The sequence below is a fragment of the Sphingobium sp. SA2 genome (genome assembly GCF_032227065.1).
GTDB lineage: Bacteria > Pseudomonadota > Alphaproteobacteria > Sphingomonadales > Sphingomonadaceae > Sphingobium.
The window spans coordinates 39,364-55,154 of record NZ_JAPMXX010000002.1; the positions used below are offsets into that span (position 1 = coordinate 39,364).

Annotated in this window: 12 protein-coding genes; 7 read left to right on the plus strand and 5 right to left on the minus strand. The window is 63.2% G+C overall.

Annotation, left to right across the window (positions count from 1 at the left end; translation table 11 throughout):
- Positions 1-5 precede the first annotated feature (5 nt).
- The 6 genes from trbC (at position 6) to OVY48_RS05985 (ending at position 8,382) form a co-directional block, all read left to right on the plus strand.
- The gene (trbC, locus tag OVY48_RS05960; RefSeq protein ID WP_313922100.1) at positions 6-752 is read left to right on the plus strand and encodes a type-F conjugative transfer system pilin assembly protein TrbC; all 747 of its coding nucleotides are present in this window, start codon (positions 6-8) and stop codon (positions 750-752) included.
- Positions 749-2,653, plus strand: a complete 1,905-nt coding sequence (locus tag OVY48_RS05965; RefSeq protein ID WP_409592972.1) for a conjugal transfer protein TraN — start codon at positions 749-751, stop codon at positions 2,651-2,653. Before trbC ends, OVY48_RS05965 begins: the two co-directional genes overlap by 4 nt.
- Positions 2,634-3,032 carry a hypothetical protein gene (locus OVY48_RS05970; protein WP_313922101.1) on the plus strand — a complete coding sequence of 133 codons (399 nt, stop codon included), beginning with the start codon at positions 2,634-2,636 and terminating at the stop codon, positions 3,030-3,032. Before OVY48_RS05965 ends, OVY48_RS05970 begins: the two co-directional genes overlap by 20 nt.
- 218 nt (positions 3,033-3,250) lie before the next feature.
- Positions 3,251-4,081: a conjugal transfer protein TraF gene (locus OVY48_RS05975; RefSeq protein ID WP_313922102.1), complete on the plus strand. Its 831-nt coding sequence runs from the start codon at positions 3,251-3,253 to the stop codon at positions 4,079-4,081.
- Between the two features lie 65 nt (positions 4,082-4,146).
- Positions 4,147-5,547, plus strand: a complete 1,401-nt coding sequence (locus OVY48_RS05980; protein ID WP_313922230.1) for a conjugal transfer protein TraH — start codon at positions 4,147-4,149, stop codon at positions 5,545-5,547.
- A gap of 18 nt (positions 5,548-5,565) precedes the next feature.
- Positions 5,566-8,382: a conjugal transfer protein TraG N-terminal domain-containing protein gene (locus tag OVY48_RS05985; protein WP_313922103.1), complete on the plus strand. Its 2,817-nt coding sequence runs from the start codon at positions 5,566-5,568 to the stop codon at positions 8,380-8,382.
- A gap of 8 nt (positions 8,383-8,390) precedes the next feature.
- Here OVY48_RS05985 and OVY48_RS05990 read toward each other — a convergent pair whose 3' ends face one another.
- Positions 8,391-8,588: a hypothetical protein gene (locus tag OVY48_RS05990; protein WP_313922104.1), complete on the minus strand. Its 198-nt coding sequence runs from the start codon at positions 8,586-8,588 to the stop codon at positions 8,391-8,393.
- Between the two features lie 77 nt (positions 8,589-8,665).
- Between OVY48_RS05990 and OVY48_RS05995 the strand changes: the two genes are divergently transcribed.
- Positions 8,666-8,989, plus strand: a complete 324-nt coding sequence (locus OVY48_RS05995; RefSeq protein WP_313922105.1) for a hypothetical protein — start codon at positions 8,666-8,668, stop codon at positions 8,987-8,989.
- A 114-nt stretch (positions 8,990-9,103) separates the two neighbouring features.
- On the opposite strand, the gene OVY48_RS06000 is transcribed toward OVY48_RS05995, so the two are convergent.
- The 4 genes from OVY48_RS06000 to OVY48_RS06015 are packed head-to-tail and all read right to left on the minus strand — an operon-like array spanning position 9,104 to position 15,644.
- A complete protein-coding gene (locus tag OVY48_RS06000) occupies positions 9,104-12,589 on the minus strand; it encodes an AAA family ATPase (RefSeq protein ID WP_313922106.1) in 3,486 nt (1,161 codons plus the stop codon).
- Complete coding sequence (locus tag OVY48_RS06005; protein WP_313922108.1) at positions 12,576-13,829, minus strand: DNA repair exonuclease; 1,254 nt, start codon at positions 13,827-13,829, stop codon at positions 12,576-12,578. Before OVY48_RS06005 ends, OVY48_RS06000 begins: the two co-directional genes overlap by 14 nt.
- Positions 13,826-14,791: a nucleotidyl transferase AbiEii/AbiGii toxin family protein gene (locus OVY48_RS06010; RefSeq protein WP_313922109.1), complete on the minus strand. Its 966-nt coding sequence runs from the start codon at positions 14,789-14,791 to the stop codon at positions 13,826-13,828. The genes OVY48_RS06005 and OVY48_RS06010 overlap by 4 nt, the downstream gene beginning before the upstream one ends.
- Positions 14,781-15,644, minus strand: a complete 864-nt coding sequence (locus tag OVY48_RS06015; RefSeq protein ID WP_313922110.1) for a type IV toxin-antitoxin system AbiEi family antitoxin domain-containing protein — start codon at positions 15,642-15,644, stop codon at positions 14,781-14,783. The genes OVY48_RS06010 and OVY48_RS06015 overlap by 11 nt, the downstream gene beginning before the upstream one ends.
- Positions 15,645-15,791: the final 147 nt, after the last annotated feature.

The window sequence follows — 15,791 nt, forward strand, 5'->3', positions numbered from 1 at the left end:
CGACGATGCGCCTATTCGCTTGGGGCATCACCGCCCTCTTGGGAACCGCCGGCATTTCGGCCCTGCTCGCCCAGACCGTCGATGGGCTCGACGTACAGGCGATCAAGAAGCGCTCGGCCGACCTCGCGGCCGATGCACAAGCCTTCGTCGACCAGGTCAAGGACCGTGGAGACGAGTTCAGGGAAGAAGCGGTCGCGATCCGCGAGGCCGGCACGGAGAACATGCGCCAGGTCGCGGCGAAGGATCTGCCCAAGGGCCCAGCCGGGCCGATCGACTTCGATGAGATCGTGCAGGGGGCTTCGAAAAACGCCAACGCAAAGGGTGGGGACGCCCCGCAATTCATTGCTTTCGCAAGCCTGTCGATGCCGCCGCAGTCGCTCAAGCAGCTCATCAAGGATACGGCGAGGGCAGGGGGCGTCGTCGTCTTCCGGGGTTTCCCGAACAATTCCATGAAGGCGTTCGCGGGCAGGCTCGGCCAGATCGTCGAAAGCCAGGACGATTTCACAAACATCGGCATCGATCCGCGCCTCTTCCGCGCGTTCAACGTGCAGGCGGTCCCCACCTATGTGGCGGTTTCCTCGGACTTCGACCTCTGCGCCGGCTTTTCCTGCCAGACCAGGGTTCCACCCTATGACCGCATGACCGGCAATGTGACGGTCGAATATGCGCTCAATTCCTTTGCCGAGGGCAACGGACCGGGGGCTCGCATCGCCGCGGTCGGGCTTTCGAATATGCGGAAGGGGCAGGAGTGAAGGCTTGCGCTCTTGTCATCGGGCTCGTCACCGCCTTGCTCGCCGCCGGTCCCCTAGGGGCGCAGATGACGGTCGAGCAGGCGCGTGAGGAAGGAAAGGCGATGGCCGATGAGAAGCGGTCGGACTCTTCCCTCGTTCCCACCGACAATGCCCAGGCAGAGGCCGTCCCCGGCTATAGTGGGACCTCCCTGCCCGAAGGGTCCTATTTCGATGATCCGGACAAGCTGGAGGCGGCCGCCCAATCTGCGAAATCGACCGATGAGCAGTATCGGATCGTGACCGATGCCGATCGCACGCGCCCGACCTTCAGTAACGCGGAAATCCTCGCGACGACCGAGCGCGCGACGGCGGTCGAGAACGACCCATCGACCTATCTTGAGGGCGAAGACATCTCGAGTGGCGCGGGAACCTGTACACCCTTGCCGCCAGCCACCGGCAGCGCTGGCTATTATGAGGCCACCTGCAACGCCGGTGGAAAGGTTGAGGAAACGACCGCGACATGTTCGGTTGGCCTTAACCACCAGTTCGACGACCGCTTCAAATACACCTGTGGGACCGCATTTCTGACGCGGGAGCAAACCACATGCGTCAGATTTGTGGGTCGGACATGCGCGGAATGGAAGACAACGATCGTACCGATCGAGACGCACAACAGCTGCACGGGCTTTGAAAGCGCCGCGCAGTGCACGATGACCTCGGAGGCCCTTGGCGACAATCATCGCCGGATCACGGTCGGACGGGGCATCACCTACTGGTCGACGACGTCCAACAGGACCTATAGCTGTACATCCGAGGCGGCATCGACGCCCGGAGGCAATGCCACTCTGTCATATTGGCGCCGGACTGTCGCTCCGCCCAATTTCGCGGGAATGGAAAAGCGCTACGTCGGATCGTCGCGTGACGAAAGTGCCTGCTCCGCCTCCGCCGGCAACTCTGAATGCAGCCTCAAGGAGGAGGTCTGCACCTCAAGCGATCCGGTGACGCGGATCATAGATGGGGTGCCGATCACCCAGCCGTGCTGGGCCTGGAGCCGTACTTATAGCTGCAATCACATCACCACCGGCAATGACTGCGGGGAATTGGAGGCGAAGAAAGAGTGCACCTATGTGCGCGACGAATGTCTCGACGAGAATCCCGACGGCGGTCCCTGCAAGGTAACGGAAAAGGTCTACCGGTGCCCAACGCCGGGTCCGGCTACGACCGACGACAAGCAATATATCTGCGGTGACGATGTCTATTGCATCAACGGCGATTGCGAGCCGATCGTCCGGGAGGCGTCGACGGAGTTCAAGGACGCCCTTGTTGCCCTTCACTCGATCGACCAGGCGGGCAAGGAGTTCGACAAGACCAATTTTACGGTTTTCAAGGGCACGCGTGAGACCTGCCACAAGCCGGTCTTCGGCCTGATCAATTGCTGCGCGGGCAAGGTTTCTGGCGCTGTGCCGGTCGCCGCCGGCGCGGCTGCGCTGGCGGGTGGCCCACTTGCGATCGCGGCCTTCGCGACGCCGTTCCTCACCCTGTTCGCCTGCTCTCAGGATGAGATGAAGCTCGATATCAAGGATCGCATGGGCTTCTGCCACAAGGTCGGGACATATTGTTCGTCCAGCTTCCTCGGCATCTGCAAGACCAAGCGGACCGCCTACTGCTGTTTCGAAAGCAAACTCAGCCGCGTGCTTCAGGAGCAGGGTCGGGTCCAGCTCGGCAAACCATGGGGCACGCCCAAAAAGGAACAGTGTAACGGCTTCACGATCGAGGAGTTTGCCTTGCTCGACCTGTCCGTAATGGATTTCACCGAGGTGTATGCCGACTTCATGGATGCAGCCAAGCTACCCGATGAAGTCGAAACCATGAGCGACATTCAAGACAAGATCCAGGGCTACTATGATCTCCATGGCAAATGACCTGCTCTCGTCAGGCGGGGGTTCGCCCAGCGGGTGGAACATGACTGTGTTCCAGCTCGCGATCTTCATGTGCAGCTATCGCGCCAAACAGCCCATGCGCCTGGAGGAGCTTTGCACCGTCCTGGCGGGCTGGTTCGAATGTGCCATCCCGCCGCAGGTCGCAGCGGGACCAGTTGCCGACATGGTCGAACGGGGCTGGCTGATTCCGGTCGCTGATCGGCTGAAGGCCAGCAACGAAGGCCGGGAAGCGGCACGTCCACTCATGAACGGGATGATCAGAATGCTCGATCAGGGCACGCGCCTGATCGATGTGGCGCTGATGATGTCCGTCCTTCGGCTAACCAAGGGGGAACTGGACAATGGCAATGTTGATCGTTGAGCCCTCCATTATCGCGTTGATGGCCACGGCGATGGCGGCGACAACGCCCGCCGCCCCGCCACCCTCTACGCCGAGTGCTCTCCCCTGCGGCACGTCGTCGCCAGCTAAGGGCTTCGACTGCTGCTTCCACTACGCGATCTGGCAAGGACCATCTTCGGCCAGCGATCGCCCCATCTATTCCGCGCCTGCGGACGCAACCGACGGAAGGACGATGCGCGATGTCCAGACTCGCTAAGCTGTCGATGCTGCTCCTCACGTTGTCACCGATCGCGGCGGCGGCACCGCTTCGAGCTCAGGATGCTGCAGCATCCCGCGACTCCCTCGACCGTGATGGCAGCGGCGATGATTTCTACTGCGGCGAGCGCAAGCTCGGCCAGTGGTTCTATTGTGCCAAGCCGAAGCCGCCGGAGCCCAGGCAACAGGCTCAACAGGTGCCGGAGATCAGCGCGGCCGAACGGATGGCGGCGATCACCAAGCAGCTCGACGAGTTGAAGGCCCGCGCCATATTGGAGCCGTCCGAGGAAAACGTGATCGCCTATGTCCGGTTCCAGCGCGAACAGCTCGATCGCGCCTCGACTTTCTCGGATACCTGGCAGCGCGCGCTCTGGCAGAACCCCGATCTCGACTACACGCTGCAGCGGCCAGTCTCGACGGTTGGCAAGCGTGCCTGGCTCGACAACCGCAAGGCGGATCGCGACGCCGTCCTGACCAATCTCAGCCAGCGCTACGGGCTCTTCTATTTCTATGCGCAGAGCTGCGGCGCGTGCGAGCTGTTTGCCCCGATCCTGAAGTCGGTCGCCGACAGTCATCGCATGGCGGTGATGGCGGTCTCGATGGACGGTGGTCCGAACCGCGAATTCCCCAACTATGTGGTCGACTCCGGGCAGCGGGCGCGGATGGGCGTGCCGGGCAACCAGACGCCGGCGCTGGTGCTGTTCGATACGCGGACCAAGCGGACGATCCCGGTTGGGTACGGCGTCCTGAGCGCTGATGAGATCATGGATCGGATCTTCATGTTGACCAACACCAAGGTTGGGAGCGACTATTGATGGAACAGGATCGCAGAAGCGGCAGGGTCCGCAGATTTCTTCGGCAGGCCGCAGGGTGCTTGAGCCTGGTAGCGGCATCGCATTTCGCGCTGGCCGGTGTCGCCCGCGCCGATGTCGCGTCGGAAATGAACGGGTTCTTCAACGACGCCGGCGGCGCGGCAAACGTGACCGGTCCAACTGCGTTCCAGGGCCAGTCGGCCGGTTACTATTCGCTGGGCAACGTCTGGACGCGTTTTCCGCAGAAAAGCGTGTCGCCCTTCAACCTGCAGCTACCGAGCGCGCGTGCGGGGTGTGGCGGCATCGATCTGTTCAGCGGCAGCTTCTCGTTCATCAACGCCTCGGAAATCGTCGCGATGCTGAAGGCGACGGCCAACAATGCCCTCGGGTTCGCCTTCAAACTGGCGATCGATTCCGTGTCGCCGGAGATCGGCAAGGTCATGGACGAGTTCAGCCAGAAGGCACAGCTTCTCAACCAGATGAACATTTCCAGCTGTGAGACGGCGCAGGCGCTCGTGGGCGGCATCTGGCCCCAGATGGAGACCACGCGCTCCACGATCTGCGAGGCGGTTGGCAACAGTCAGGGCGTGTTCTCCGATTGGGCGGCATCGCGTCAAGGCTGCAACAACGGCAACCGTCGTGACAGCACGATCGCCGGCAACACCGATGCATCGATGAAGGACCAGCTCGTCGGTGAACCCCACAACTACACCTGGGAGGCGTTGAAGAAGTCGGCCAAATTTGGCGCGTTCGACCAGTCCTTCTCCGAATATATCATGACGCTGGTTGGAACGGTCGTGACCACGCCATCGACCGATCCGAGTGTCGGCGGCAAGGTCGTCATGTTTGGGCCGGCCGAAGAGGCTGTGGTGACGGCGTTGCTCGACGGCACGGCCGATGCGCCCGCGGTCAAGATGCTGAAGTGCAATGATGAGAACTGCTACGACGTAGGCGAACAGACCCTGACGGTGCCGGCGTCCTCGGCGCTTCGGCCGCGCATCAGCACCATGATCAAGTCCATGAGCGACAAGATCCGGACGGATACGGCGCTCGACGCGGCGGAAAAGCAGCTCCTCAACCTTGCGACGGTGCCGATCTACAAGATACTCGCGGTGCAGGCCTACGCCCATTATGCGCTGACCGACGGTGAGATTCAGACGCTGTCGGAGATCGTCGCGGTCGATCTTTTGGCGGCGATGCTGGACAATATGCTCGATCGTGTCGAGCAGGCGAAGGTCCACTACCAGACGTTCGATCAGGAAACCGCGACGCAGTGGAAACAGCAGATCGCCGCGACCCGGGCTAAATTCGCCCAACGCGATGTGAAGCTGAACAACAAGCTGCAGGTGACGATGCAGATCATCAACCGCAGCATCATGCTCGAGTCCACACTTCAAAACTCAATGACGCCCGGCATGGCATCCGCGCTCAATTTCTCGCGCGGGTTGAACGCGCAGGGCCTCATGTAAGGGCGCGGGAGCAAGGCGATGCTGGAGGTCTTCACGGTTGGCGGCGGCGAGTATCTCGTCAATACCTTCAATGCCGTGGCCGCATGGTCGGGGGGAGGGGGCTACCGCTCGCTCCTCCGTGTCGTGATGGTGATGGGCCTCATCTACTCGCTGCTCGTGGTTGCCTTCACCCTCAACTTCCGCGCCTGGATGAACTGGTTTCTTCAAGCGACCGCGATCTACCTTTGCCTCATGGTCCCGACCATCAGCGTCAAGGTGACCGACCGAATCAATCCTTCGCTGGCGCCCGCGACCGTCGACAATGTCCCGCTTGGGCTTGGTGTTTTGGCGAGCTTCACGACCCAGGTTGGGGATTGGCTCACACGAACGGCCGAAACGGTCTTCGTGATGCCGAGCGAGCTGAACTACACGACCAACGGCATGGTCTATGGCACGCGCCTTTTCGATGCGACGCGCAATTTCGTGATCCGCGACGCGGAGTTTTCGACGAATCTGGAGGAGCATTTCAAGAAGTGCCTGTTCGGCGACGTGATGCTCTATCAGAAATCGCTGACCAATCTCGCCAATTCCAAAGACCTTTGGGCTTCAATCGGACCTGGCTCTGAGGCGCGCTCGCAGGAATGGCTCGAGCGACAGGGGGACGGGACCGTCCAAAGTTTCATCATTACCTGCAGACAGGCGTATCAGGCGCTCGACGCGCAGTGGACCCCGATGATCGAGGCGAACGCGCCACTGTGGGGCAAGGAACTGTACCCGAAGCTGAGCAACGCGCTGGCGGCCGACAAGCTCAAGCACGATCTCCCGATCGTCAATTCGGCTTTCACCGGGTCGGGAAGCAACTTTACCGAGGCGATGCGGCAAAATACGGCGATCAACGCTTTCATGCAGGCCCGCAACAGCATGGCCGGTGGAAGCGGGTCAGCCGCAATCGACACCTTCGCGCAGACGCGTGCCGATATTCAGGCGCGCAACACCTATAATTCGATCGCCCAGCAGGCGATGGCCTGGGTGCCGATCCTGAATATCGTGCTGACGGTCGTTTTCTTCGCGATGTTCCCGGTCATATTCCCGCTGTTCCTGATGCCGCAGACCGGCGTCAGCTCGCTCAAGGGCTATGGGATGGGGTTCTTCTATCTCGCGGCATGGGGGCCGCTATACGTTATCCTGCATATGATCTGCATGACGCGGGCGGAATCGGCCGCGGCCGGGGTCGCTTCGGGCGGCGTGACGCTCGGGAGCTATGCCGGCATCGGCGCGGTCAACGGGGAGACGGCGACGATCGCGGGCTTCATGCTCATGAGCGTGCCCTTCCTGGCCGCGGGTCTCGCGCGTGGTGCCATGTCGATCGCTGGTCAGTCGATGTCTATGCTCGCCCCGGCACAGAACGCGGCCGAGGCGGCGGCCGTGGAGCAGACGACGGGCAACTACTCCTATGGCAATGTCAGTTGGGCCAATGCGACGTCGAATATGCGGCAGAGCGACCAATGGTCGACTGCGCCCAGCTTCATGGGCGGCGGCCCGAGTTTCGGGTGGCGTCAGGACAACGGCGCCGTGGTGTCAGGCTTCGGGAACGGGCAGGACGTCATCGATACGAGCGGCGCGATCTCGCGGCTCGGCTTCACGCCGACCATGAACACCGGCACGGTCGCGGAATGGCGGGAGATGGCCAGCGAGGCGCATCGGCAAGCCCAGGCTTATGAGAATGCGGCGAACGACATCCTGACCAGCACGCACACAAATCGCAGCGCGTTCGGCACGTCGAGCGAGCGTTCGTCGGGGTGGGATTCGAGCAGCGGCCGGTCGGCCAACACATCGATCGACCAGTTTGATCGGACGACGGGAAGCAGTTCGCAGGGTCTCGAGGAGCGGTCGTCTACTGGCCAGAGCTTGCGCGTTGCCAACGCTCACGATCGCTCAGCGGGAACGCTTGATCAGGTCAGCGGCCGTCTCGATGGTGGAATTGGTAGTAGCGGCGGGAAAGGTGGTTCAGGCGGGCGGAAGCGGGTCGGTGGGCTCCTCCCGTCTGTGGGCGGAAGCCTTGGTGTCAGTAAGACTGGACAGCAGGCGGACAGTCTGCGGCATGGAACGGAGGAGTCGCGTTCCTCCGATAGCTCCAGCTCGGCATCGAGCGGCGTTCGCGATGAGCATTCAAGCGGCAGCGGCGCTAATACGTCCGACGGCACCTACGATCGCGATGGAGTTTTCAGCCGCGCGTCACAGTCGTCGTCGTCTTCCGTCAGCACCGAAGATGCGCTGGCGAGGGCCAGGTCTTACTCGGAGACGGCCCGGAAGCTCGAGGAGCTGTCGCAGTCGCTTTCCCGCGATGCCAGCTATGCCGAAACGCACGGGATGCAGCTCAGCGAGAACCTCAGCCAGGATCTTGCCCGATGGTATCGGCAGCAGCAAGCGTCCAACAGTGGTCTGAACGCACCCGAACTTTGGGCTACGGACCTGACGGATCATCAACGGACCGTGCGCCAGGAGATGATCTCGCGCTGGATGCAGGATAAGCGCGATGCCATTCGTGAGGAGATCCAGGGCCGGATTGACGCGCCCGATCTCGTGGACGTGCATCAAATTGACATCGGCAGTGCCGCCGACGTGCGTGCCACATATCGTCCGCATGGCGCTGGCGGGATCCCCGCAGGACCGGGGGGCGGAAATCCGGGCGCAGCCGCGGAGATCATCGAAGCGGGACGGACGTCGCTTGAAAACGATAGGGCCGCAGCGCAGGCGAGTCGCACCAGCCGCGCGCAGGGATCGGTGGACGTGCAATCGGAGGTAAACCGGGACCACAACCGCGGGTTCTTCAACGATCCCGAATTGAGGAAATGATCGCAGTGTTAGAGGGCCAAGCCCAGATAGGCGCCAGCGGCGGCCAGCAAGCCAAGGGAGATGAAACCCGCGATCAAGCCGCCGCGGGTCGCAGGTCCGGTCGCCTCATCGTCGATCTGAGAGGGAGTAAAGACTGGCTCTTCCGGACGAACGATTGGCCCACCGGGAAGCGTTTGCGTAAGCCCATAGGTGACGGTGTCGATCATTGTTCAAACCTCCGAACGTGTAGAATATACGGCGTTCGAAGTTTGTTCACAAGCTGGCTGAGCGCGGAGATTTCCTGATGGCAGCCCGCTTCCGGGAGAAGGATATGCGGCCGAGCCCGCTCGAGCATCTGAACCTCGGGAATGCGCTGGTATTCGGCTTCTCATGGATGCTGGTCATGGTGATTGGGCTGATGCCGATCTTCGAGACGATCATTCAGCGACCGCCGTCGATCTCGATGCCGGCGGTGATTGCCTTTTTCACCGCCGTCGGCAGCGGGGTGGCGCTACGTAGACAATATGGATGGGTTGGTTTGGTTCTTCACATATTTGGTCAGATCCTGATCTGGTTATCGATATTCGTGATGTCGCTAGCGGCGGTCCTGTATGCGCGGGCCGGATGAAGGGATCACATCTCCAAGTCTACGGACGCAGCACCGCAACAATTCATCGGCTGAAATCGGATTGAATGGGCTATCAGAGCCATTGCTCGACTGCCCGACCGGATCACGGCAACCTCAAAGTCGCTCGATCTCTACGATGGTTGCCGTTCCTTGCGCCTCAAGTCGTCGCGCATCATCGCGGACGCTTTTGTGATGCGTGAAGAGCAGGACCTGATTGGTTTCGGCGAAGCGGGCCAGCAGATCGAGCGTGGCGGCGCTACGCTCATCGTCGAAATGCACCAGAATGTCGTCGGCCACAAAGGGCAGCGGCTCGGTCGACGCGGCATAATTTTCAAGGCTGGCCAAGCGGAAAGCAAGGAAGAGCTGGTCGCGCGTGCCGTCGCTCATTGTGGAGACCCCGACCGTGGCCCCCGACTGGCGCCGTCCAACCACGACGGGCAGGCCCTTCTCGTCGATGTCGGTATCGATCCCGGCGAATTCGCCATGCGTCGTGAACGCGAAGAGTTCGCCGGCGCGGCTGACGAGCGGATCCTGCTGCTCGCTCCGGATCCGGTCGATCGCTTCGGTGATTAAGGCGCGGGCTACGGAAAGCTCGACATAGCGCTCGACGGCCGCCTGCATCCTTGCGGCCGCGCTCTCGCGCTCGGCAAGCGCCTGATTGATTCCTGACTCGGTCGCATAATGATCAAGTGCATCCTGCGCCGATTTCTGCGCAAGGATTGCCACCTCGACGTCTGTCTCCAGCTGGTCGGATCGCTCGCGGGCGACGGCGAGGGCGCCCCGCAGGGTGTCGAGATCGCGTCCGGCCGCCTGCTCTCGCAACTCGGATACGGTGAGGCCATCGCTGACATCGGCGATCGAGCGCTCGACTTGCATGGTCTCCTGCAGAAGCCGAGCGCGGACCGCGCAGCGGCTGGCAATGCCAAGTAGCGCTTCGTCTTCATTCGCAACGCTTGCGCTGACGGCGAGCGCTGCCACCGCCGCATGTGCTTCTTGCCCGCCTGACTCGAGCGCCACGCAGTCGGCTTTGGCGTCCTCGACATCGGGGGCGAGCGCGACACGCTGAAGGCGCGTCGCGTCCTGCTCCTGCCATCGCGCCGCTATCTGGTCGGTCGCCGCCAGCGGGTCGTCAGGCAACGAAAGGCCAAGCGTCGTGCCCAGCGCGGCAACTGCAGCCTTCAGCGTGTCTTCATCTTCGTCCATCCGCGCTAGGCGTGTGCGGGTCTGTGCGATCGTGCCGAGGGTCGCCCGGGCACCTGACCATTCACTGACCAGAGCGCCAGCGCGCTCTGGCGCAAGATCGGCATCAAGGCCCAGGCCGGCCAGGGCGGCACTCCACTGCTGCTGCCAACTCTGTTGCGCGGCGAGCATATCGGCGAGATCCTCGTCGGCCCGCTTGGCGGTCGGCCGCAGCGTCTCGCTGTCGCGCAGATCGCGTCGAAAATCGGCATGACCAGTCTCATGCTGGCCGAGGGCGGCGCACAGCGTTTGCACCTCGACCGCAAACGCCTGGCCTTCGACGCGCGAGACCTTCATCACATTCTGCGCGCTGTCGAACAGGCTATGCAGCGGCTCAAGCTCAGTTGTCTGGCGGTCGGCGTCGTCCGAGAGCCCGCGGGCGGCTGCGATCGAGTCGAGCGCCTTCGCGCGCCGTTCGACAAAATCGAGCAGGCCTGCAAGTTGCGGGAAGCGCGTCGTCGCATCGGGAAAGGCTTGCGCAAACGCTGCCGAACGCTGCTCAAGCCGTGCGCGAAGGTCGCCAATCAGCGTGCCGCATCCCGCGATCTCGCTCGTGCTGGTAGCGAGCTGCTGACGGGCTACTGCAAGGTTCGCGGCGCGTTGCGCCTCGGCCGCACGCCGGTCCGCGAGATCATCGGCACCCAGAACCTGGCCCTCATAGGCATCGATGCCTGCCCGCCGCACCGTGACATCCGCAGGAACGTCGGCATCGAGATACGCATCCCGCAGCGGCGACCAGGCGCTAGCACGGGCTTGGCGGGCATCGGCCAATGCTTCGTCTGACGCAACCGGACCGGCAGCCTCGAGCTGTGCGATCGTCTCGCTCGCGGCCTTCGCCTTCTTCTCCGCCTCCACCCTTTTTTCAATCTGGTTCGCCATCGCTGTCTCGAGTTCGGCGCATGCAGACTGTTCGGCGCGGATCGTGTCGGCGGAGGGACAGACATAAGCGGCAAGAGCCTCCGGTGTAGCGACGCCAAGCGCCGTGATGGCGCTGGTTGCCGCCGACAGGGACTGGTCGGCTTGCCGTCGTGCTGCTCCCACCGAGGCCGCCTGCGCGGCCAGGCCGGAAAATTGCGACGCACTGAACGCAGCCGGCTTGTCGTGGCCCGCCGCGATGGCAGCATCGAGGCGATGCTGCAAAGTGGCGAGCCGGTCGGCGAGATCAGCCGTCCGCTCGCGGGCGGCTGCAATGGCGCCGGCCCGCTCGATCGCGTCGGTGGCCAGTTGCTGCACCCGGTCGAGCGCGTTCTGGCCGGGCAAGCGCGAAGCGAGATCGGCATCGGCAGGCAGGTGCAACATGCGGCGCAGCGTCGCGAGCCCGGCTTCGGCAGCCTCGATATCGCTGAGCCGATTGGGACGATCTCCGCGCGCCTTGCGGACGTGAATCGCTTGCTCGGTAAGATCGCGAACCTGCGCCTCCGCCTCGATAAACGCCTCCGACACAGCGAGCGCGTCGAGCCGCTGCACGAGCCGGTCCCGCTTTGCTTGTCCGTCCGAGAGAGCGGTGGTCGCTGCATCGCGCCGCTGCAGGGCTTCGTCCACCTGCCGGTCGAAGTCCGTCGGAAGCGCAGCAAGATCGGCATAATCGCTTAGCGATGTCGCCAGCCGATCGAGCTCGAGCATATGGGGGATGGCCCGGACCAGGCGCTCAAGGGCAGAGATTTCAGCGCTCACACTTTGCTTCTCGGCCCGGGCCTCCGCAAGCTTGCCCTTCGCGGCGTCGGCAGCCTTGCGGCTCTGCTCATAGGCTTCGCGCGTGACAGTGCGCTGCTTCACGTCGCGGTCGGCAGCGTCGAACGCATCGAGCGCCTTGTAGAAAATCCGGTCGGCGGAGCGACGCGACGCGAAAAGCTTGTCCGCTTCTTCGTCGAGAGCGTCCAAGCGTGCCATGAGTGAGCGAAGACCGCCACCTGCCTCGACGATCAAACGGCCGATATCGCCATCGGCGGCGAGAAGGCGTGATCCGCCGGAACGCAGCGTCTCATGATTGAGGCCGAACAGCGTGGCGAACCGCTCGCGGGTCGTGGCGCCGAGCAGGCGCGTGAGAACAGAATCCTCAACCGGCGCCCCGGCTCCGTCCGTCAGCGTGCGGCCGCGTCCGCGCCGCCTGCGCAATGTCATAGCGGTCCCGCTCGCATCGACCAGCGTCGCGCTCACGCGCATTCCGTCATAGCCGAACAGGGTGGCATGCGGCGTGCGTTCCGGAATTCCGAAGAGAAAGTCGCTCAGTGCGACAAGACAGGTGCTCTTGCCGGCTTCATTCGGTCCGTAGATGATCGTGAGGCCCGCGGTCGCAGGGATGGCGAGGCTGCGCTCGGCAAAGGCGCCGTACCGCTCGAGGGTCAGCTCAGCGAGCCGCATCGCCGGCCTCCGTCTCGCCGATCAGGGACAGCGCCAAGGCGCGGGCGCGCGCCGGCGCATCGCTGCGCAGGGATTCGAAGAAAGCCTCGGCATGCGCCCCCGCCGGCATCTTGGCGCGAACCTCGGCCAGCCGAGCTTCGATCAAGTCGTTCATTTCGTCGGCCCCCAGCGCGCCGATCTCGGCCGCGAGCCGACCGGATACAGTCGGATCAAGCGTGCTTGGCTGTGCCGGTGCTGCCGTCGCCATCACCAGCTTCTCCAGCCAGATGTCGCTGGCCAGCGTCGCCAGCAGCGCGGCGACATCGTCGCGCAGTGACTGCGGATCGATTAGTAGGCGATGGTGCTGGGATGTCTCGCCGATGAGGCGCAAACGGACGGCCAGCGCGCGGTCACCCGCCTCGGCGCAGGCCTGCTCAATCGTCTCGCGGCTGCGATCGAGCAGCTCGGTGCGAGTGTCAACCCCCGTTGCGTCGACCGACAGCGACGCCCAGCGCACGACGTCGAGGTCGTGATGCGTGACCTCGCTGATCCGGCCGTCGTTGACGGCGATGAGCGTCACCCCCTTCGGCCCGGTTTCCCTCGGGCTTCGTCCCTGGAGATTGCCCGGATAGACGATGTGCGGATCGGTGTGCAGCACCGCGCGCGCATGGACATGACCCAGCGCCCAATAGTCATAACCATGATTGGCGAGCTGCTCGATGGTGCATGGCGCATAAGGCGCATGGTAGCTCTCGCTGCCCTGGCACGCGGTGTGGAGCACGCCGATATTGAAATGGCCGGCGACCGCGGCGGGATAGTCGCGGGCGATGTTCTCGGTCACGTCGCGTTGCGGGAAGCTCCGCCCATGGACCGTGACCTGCAACGCTTCGATCGCGATCGCCTCGGCATGCTTGCTGTTGAATACATGGACATTGGTCGAAAGGGAAAGCTTGGCGGCAAAGCGATTTTCGGCATCATGATTGCCGAGGATGAGGAAAGCCTGGATGCTGGCCTCCTCGAGACGCCGTATCTGGTCCATGAAAAACAGGCCGGTCTCGAAATTGCGCAGATCGCCGTCGAAGATGTCGCCCGCGAGCACCACGAAGCTGCAGCTCTCCTCGATTGCCAGAGCGATCAGCCTCTCGAAAGCATCGCGTGACGCACGATCGACCCGCGCGGCGTAATCGGCCGATTTGGTGGCCAGGCCGAGCAGCGGGCTGTCGAGATGTAGATCGGCGGCGTGGAGGAACTTGAACATCATGGCGCAGAGGCCTCCCCTTGTCGGTGCATGTCGCCTATTCCCATCGGGTGATCGAGACAGCGCTCCAGCAAGTCCACCTGCGCGCCGAACTTCTCGGCATTCTGGTCCCGCAGCCGCTGCAAATTGAGCAATTTCCAGCGCACTGCGGGCAGCTCGGCCATCTGGTCGCTGAGGCCGATCGCGGACCAGTCGGGATCGAGCATGAGAAAGCTGGTCAGGAAGCGGCGGCTGTCCGCGGTCCCGGCGCGTTGCCGGACCATGCCGATAAGGGTCTCGCGGGCGGCGAGCAACGTGTCGAGCGCTTCGACCTTGACCGTCATTCCCGCGAACTCGTCATTATATTGAGGCGCGATGTCGAGGCGATGCGGACAGAGGAGCTCATGCGCCGGCCGCGGATGGCTGACGAGATAGATCAGAAATGCGCGAAACAGGTCGTCATCGATCCCCTCCTGCGCGAGCAGATGGTGAATATCGAACAGGTCGCGCGGATGCTGGCGGTCAAGCGCTGCCGCCATCTTGCCGGCGTAGAGATCGGGCAGTGACACAACCTGCATCTCGGCAAAGCCAAAGCGCTCCTCCACGCTCGGACTGACCGATCGCATCTCGGGCGGGAAGACCGTGCCGCGCAGCACGGGCGAGACCTCCACCTTGATGGCGGTGCTGCCCGAATGCACCAGCAGGCGCTTCCCGTCGACAAGGAGATGCCGCTCGACCTTGAAGCCGAGCCGTGCTTCGAGGCGTTGTGCGATCCGCTCCAGGTCGTCGCGGACGGCATTGAGCGACGCCTCCCGCTCCGCAACGGGCAAGTAAACGAGATCAATATCGACCGAGAGGCGTGGCAGGTCGCGCACGAACAGATTGATCGCCGTTCCGCCTTTCAGGGCGAAATCAGGTTCGGAGGCGATTTCCGGGATCGTGCGCAGCAAAAGCGCAACCTGGTCCAGATAGCGCTCAGCCGTCATCGCTCGCCTGGTCGACGCTGGCGGGGAGCGAGGCGGGTATGGTGATCTGGTAGCGGGCGTCGAGCCGCCCACCCGGCGCCAGCTGCCGTTTACCCTTGCCGAGATCGACATGCGTGCGATCGACATGCTTGACCCACGCATGCGCATGGCGGTCGGCATAGAAAAAGAAGAGCCGCTTCGCCCGCACGCTGCGGCATGTTTCGAGCAGGCGGGTGACGAGCCGCGGCCGCAGATTGGACAGGCCCTGGAAGATTTCCTCGGCATGGTCGAAGCCGACCTTGCCAGGAACCTCGTCGAGCATCTCGATCGCCGCACGTTCTTCGCCGGCAACGCGGAGGAAATGGTCCCAAGGGTTCGTCTTGGTCGGCTCAGCGACCGCCGCACCGAGGCGCCCGGTGCCAAGTTCGAAGCGTCGCCATTCCAGTCCCAGAAGAGTGTCGGCAAAGAGCGAGCGGGTACGCAGCAACAAGGTCGCATCGAGCGGCAGTTTCATCAACCAGGCCGGCGCGGTGCGATCGGGATCGTACAGATAGATTGCCGGATGTCCGCCGAGGCGCAGATAATGGCTTCGCCCCAGGAGATCGAGCGCGGTGAGCCCGCCGACATAGAAGGTCGATGGGCGCAGCTCCAGCGCGGATAGGATCGCAGCATCCCAGCGTTGGGCGGAAGACTCCGAGCCGGTGGGACGGCGATAGACACGCGGCGCAACGCGCTCGAGCCAGCCGTTCTGGACATAGGCGTGGATCGAGGGGCGCGAGACGCCTTGATCCTGGAGCCAGGCGCTATCCACCAGCTGACCGGGATCGAGCTGGGACAGAAGCCGGTTTAGAGAGGGTCGTCTTCGTTCATTCACGCTGAACTTTTTGGCACATTTGTAAACTGGCGGCAAGATCGGGTTTAGGGGAGGCGTATAAAGTTCATCCTCGGTGAACAAAACCCACGATTGATAAACTGGAGGCCGAAGGCCCTTGCGACGCTGCCACACGGCGGCGGCGGGACT

What these genes read in the sequence shown, in the direction of transcription:
- OVY48_RS05970 (WP_313922101.1), top strand. Translation starts at nt 2,634, where the DNA reads ATGATCTCCATGGCAAATGACCTGCTCTCGTCAGGCGGGGGTTCGCCC.
- OVY48_RS05975 (WP_313922102.1), top strand. Translation starts at nt 3,251, where the DNA reads ATGTCCAGACTCGCTAAGCTGTCGATGCTGCTCCTCACGTTGTCACCG.
- OVY48_RS06005 (WP_313922108.1), bottom strand. Translation starts at nt 13,829, where the DNA reads ATGATGTTCAAGTTCCTCCACGCCGCCGATCTACATCTCGACAGCCCG.
- trbC (WP_313922100.1), top strand. Translation starts at nt 6, where the DNA reads ATGCGCCTATTCGCTTGGGGCATCACCGCCCTCTTGGGAACCGCCGGC.
- OVY48_RS06000 (WP_313922106.1), bottom strand. Translation starts at nt 12,589, where the DNA reads ATGCGGCTCGCTGAGCTGACCCTCGAGCGGTACGGCGCCTTTGCCGAG.
- OVY48_RS06010 (WP_313922109.1), bottom strand. Translation starts at nt 14,791, where the DNA reads ATGACGGCTGAGCGCTATCTGGACCAGGTTGCGCTTTTGCTGCGCACG.
- OVY48_RS05995 (WP_313922105.1), top strand. Translation starts at nt 8,666, where the DNA reads ATGGCAGCCCGCTTCCGGGAGAAGGATATGCGGCCGAGCCCGCTCGAG.
- OVY48_RS05985 (WP_313922103.1), top strand. Translation starts at nt 5,566, where the DNA reads ATGCTGGAGGTCTTCACGGTTGGCGGCGGCGAGTATCTCGTCAATACC.
- OVY48_RS05990 (WP_313922104.1), bottom strand. Translation starts at nt 8,588, where the DNA reads ATGATCGACACCGTCACCTATGGGCTTACGCAAACGCTTCCCGGTGGG.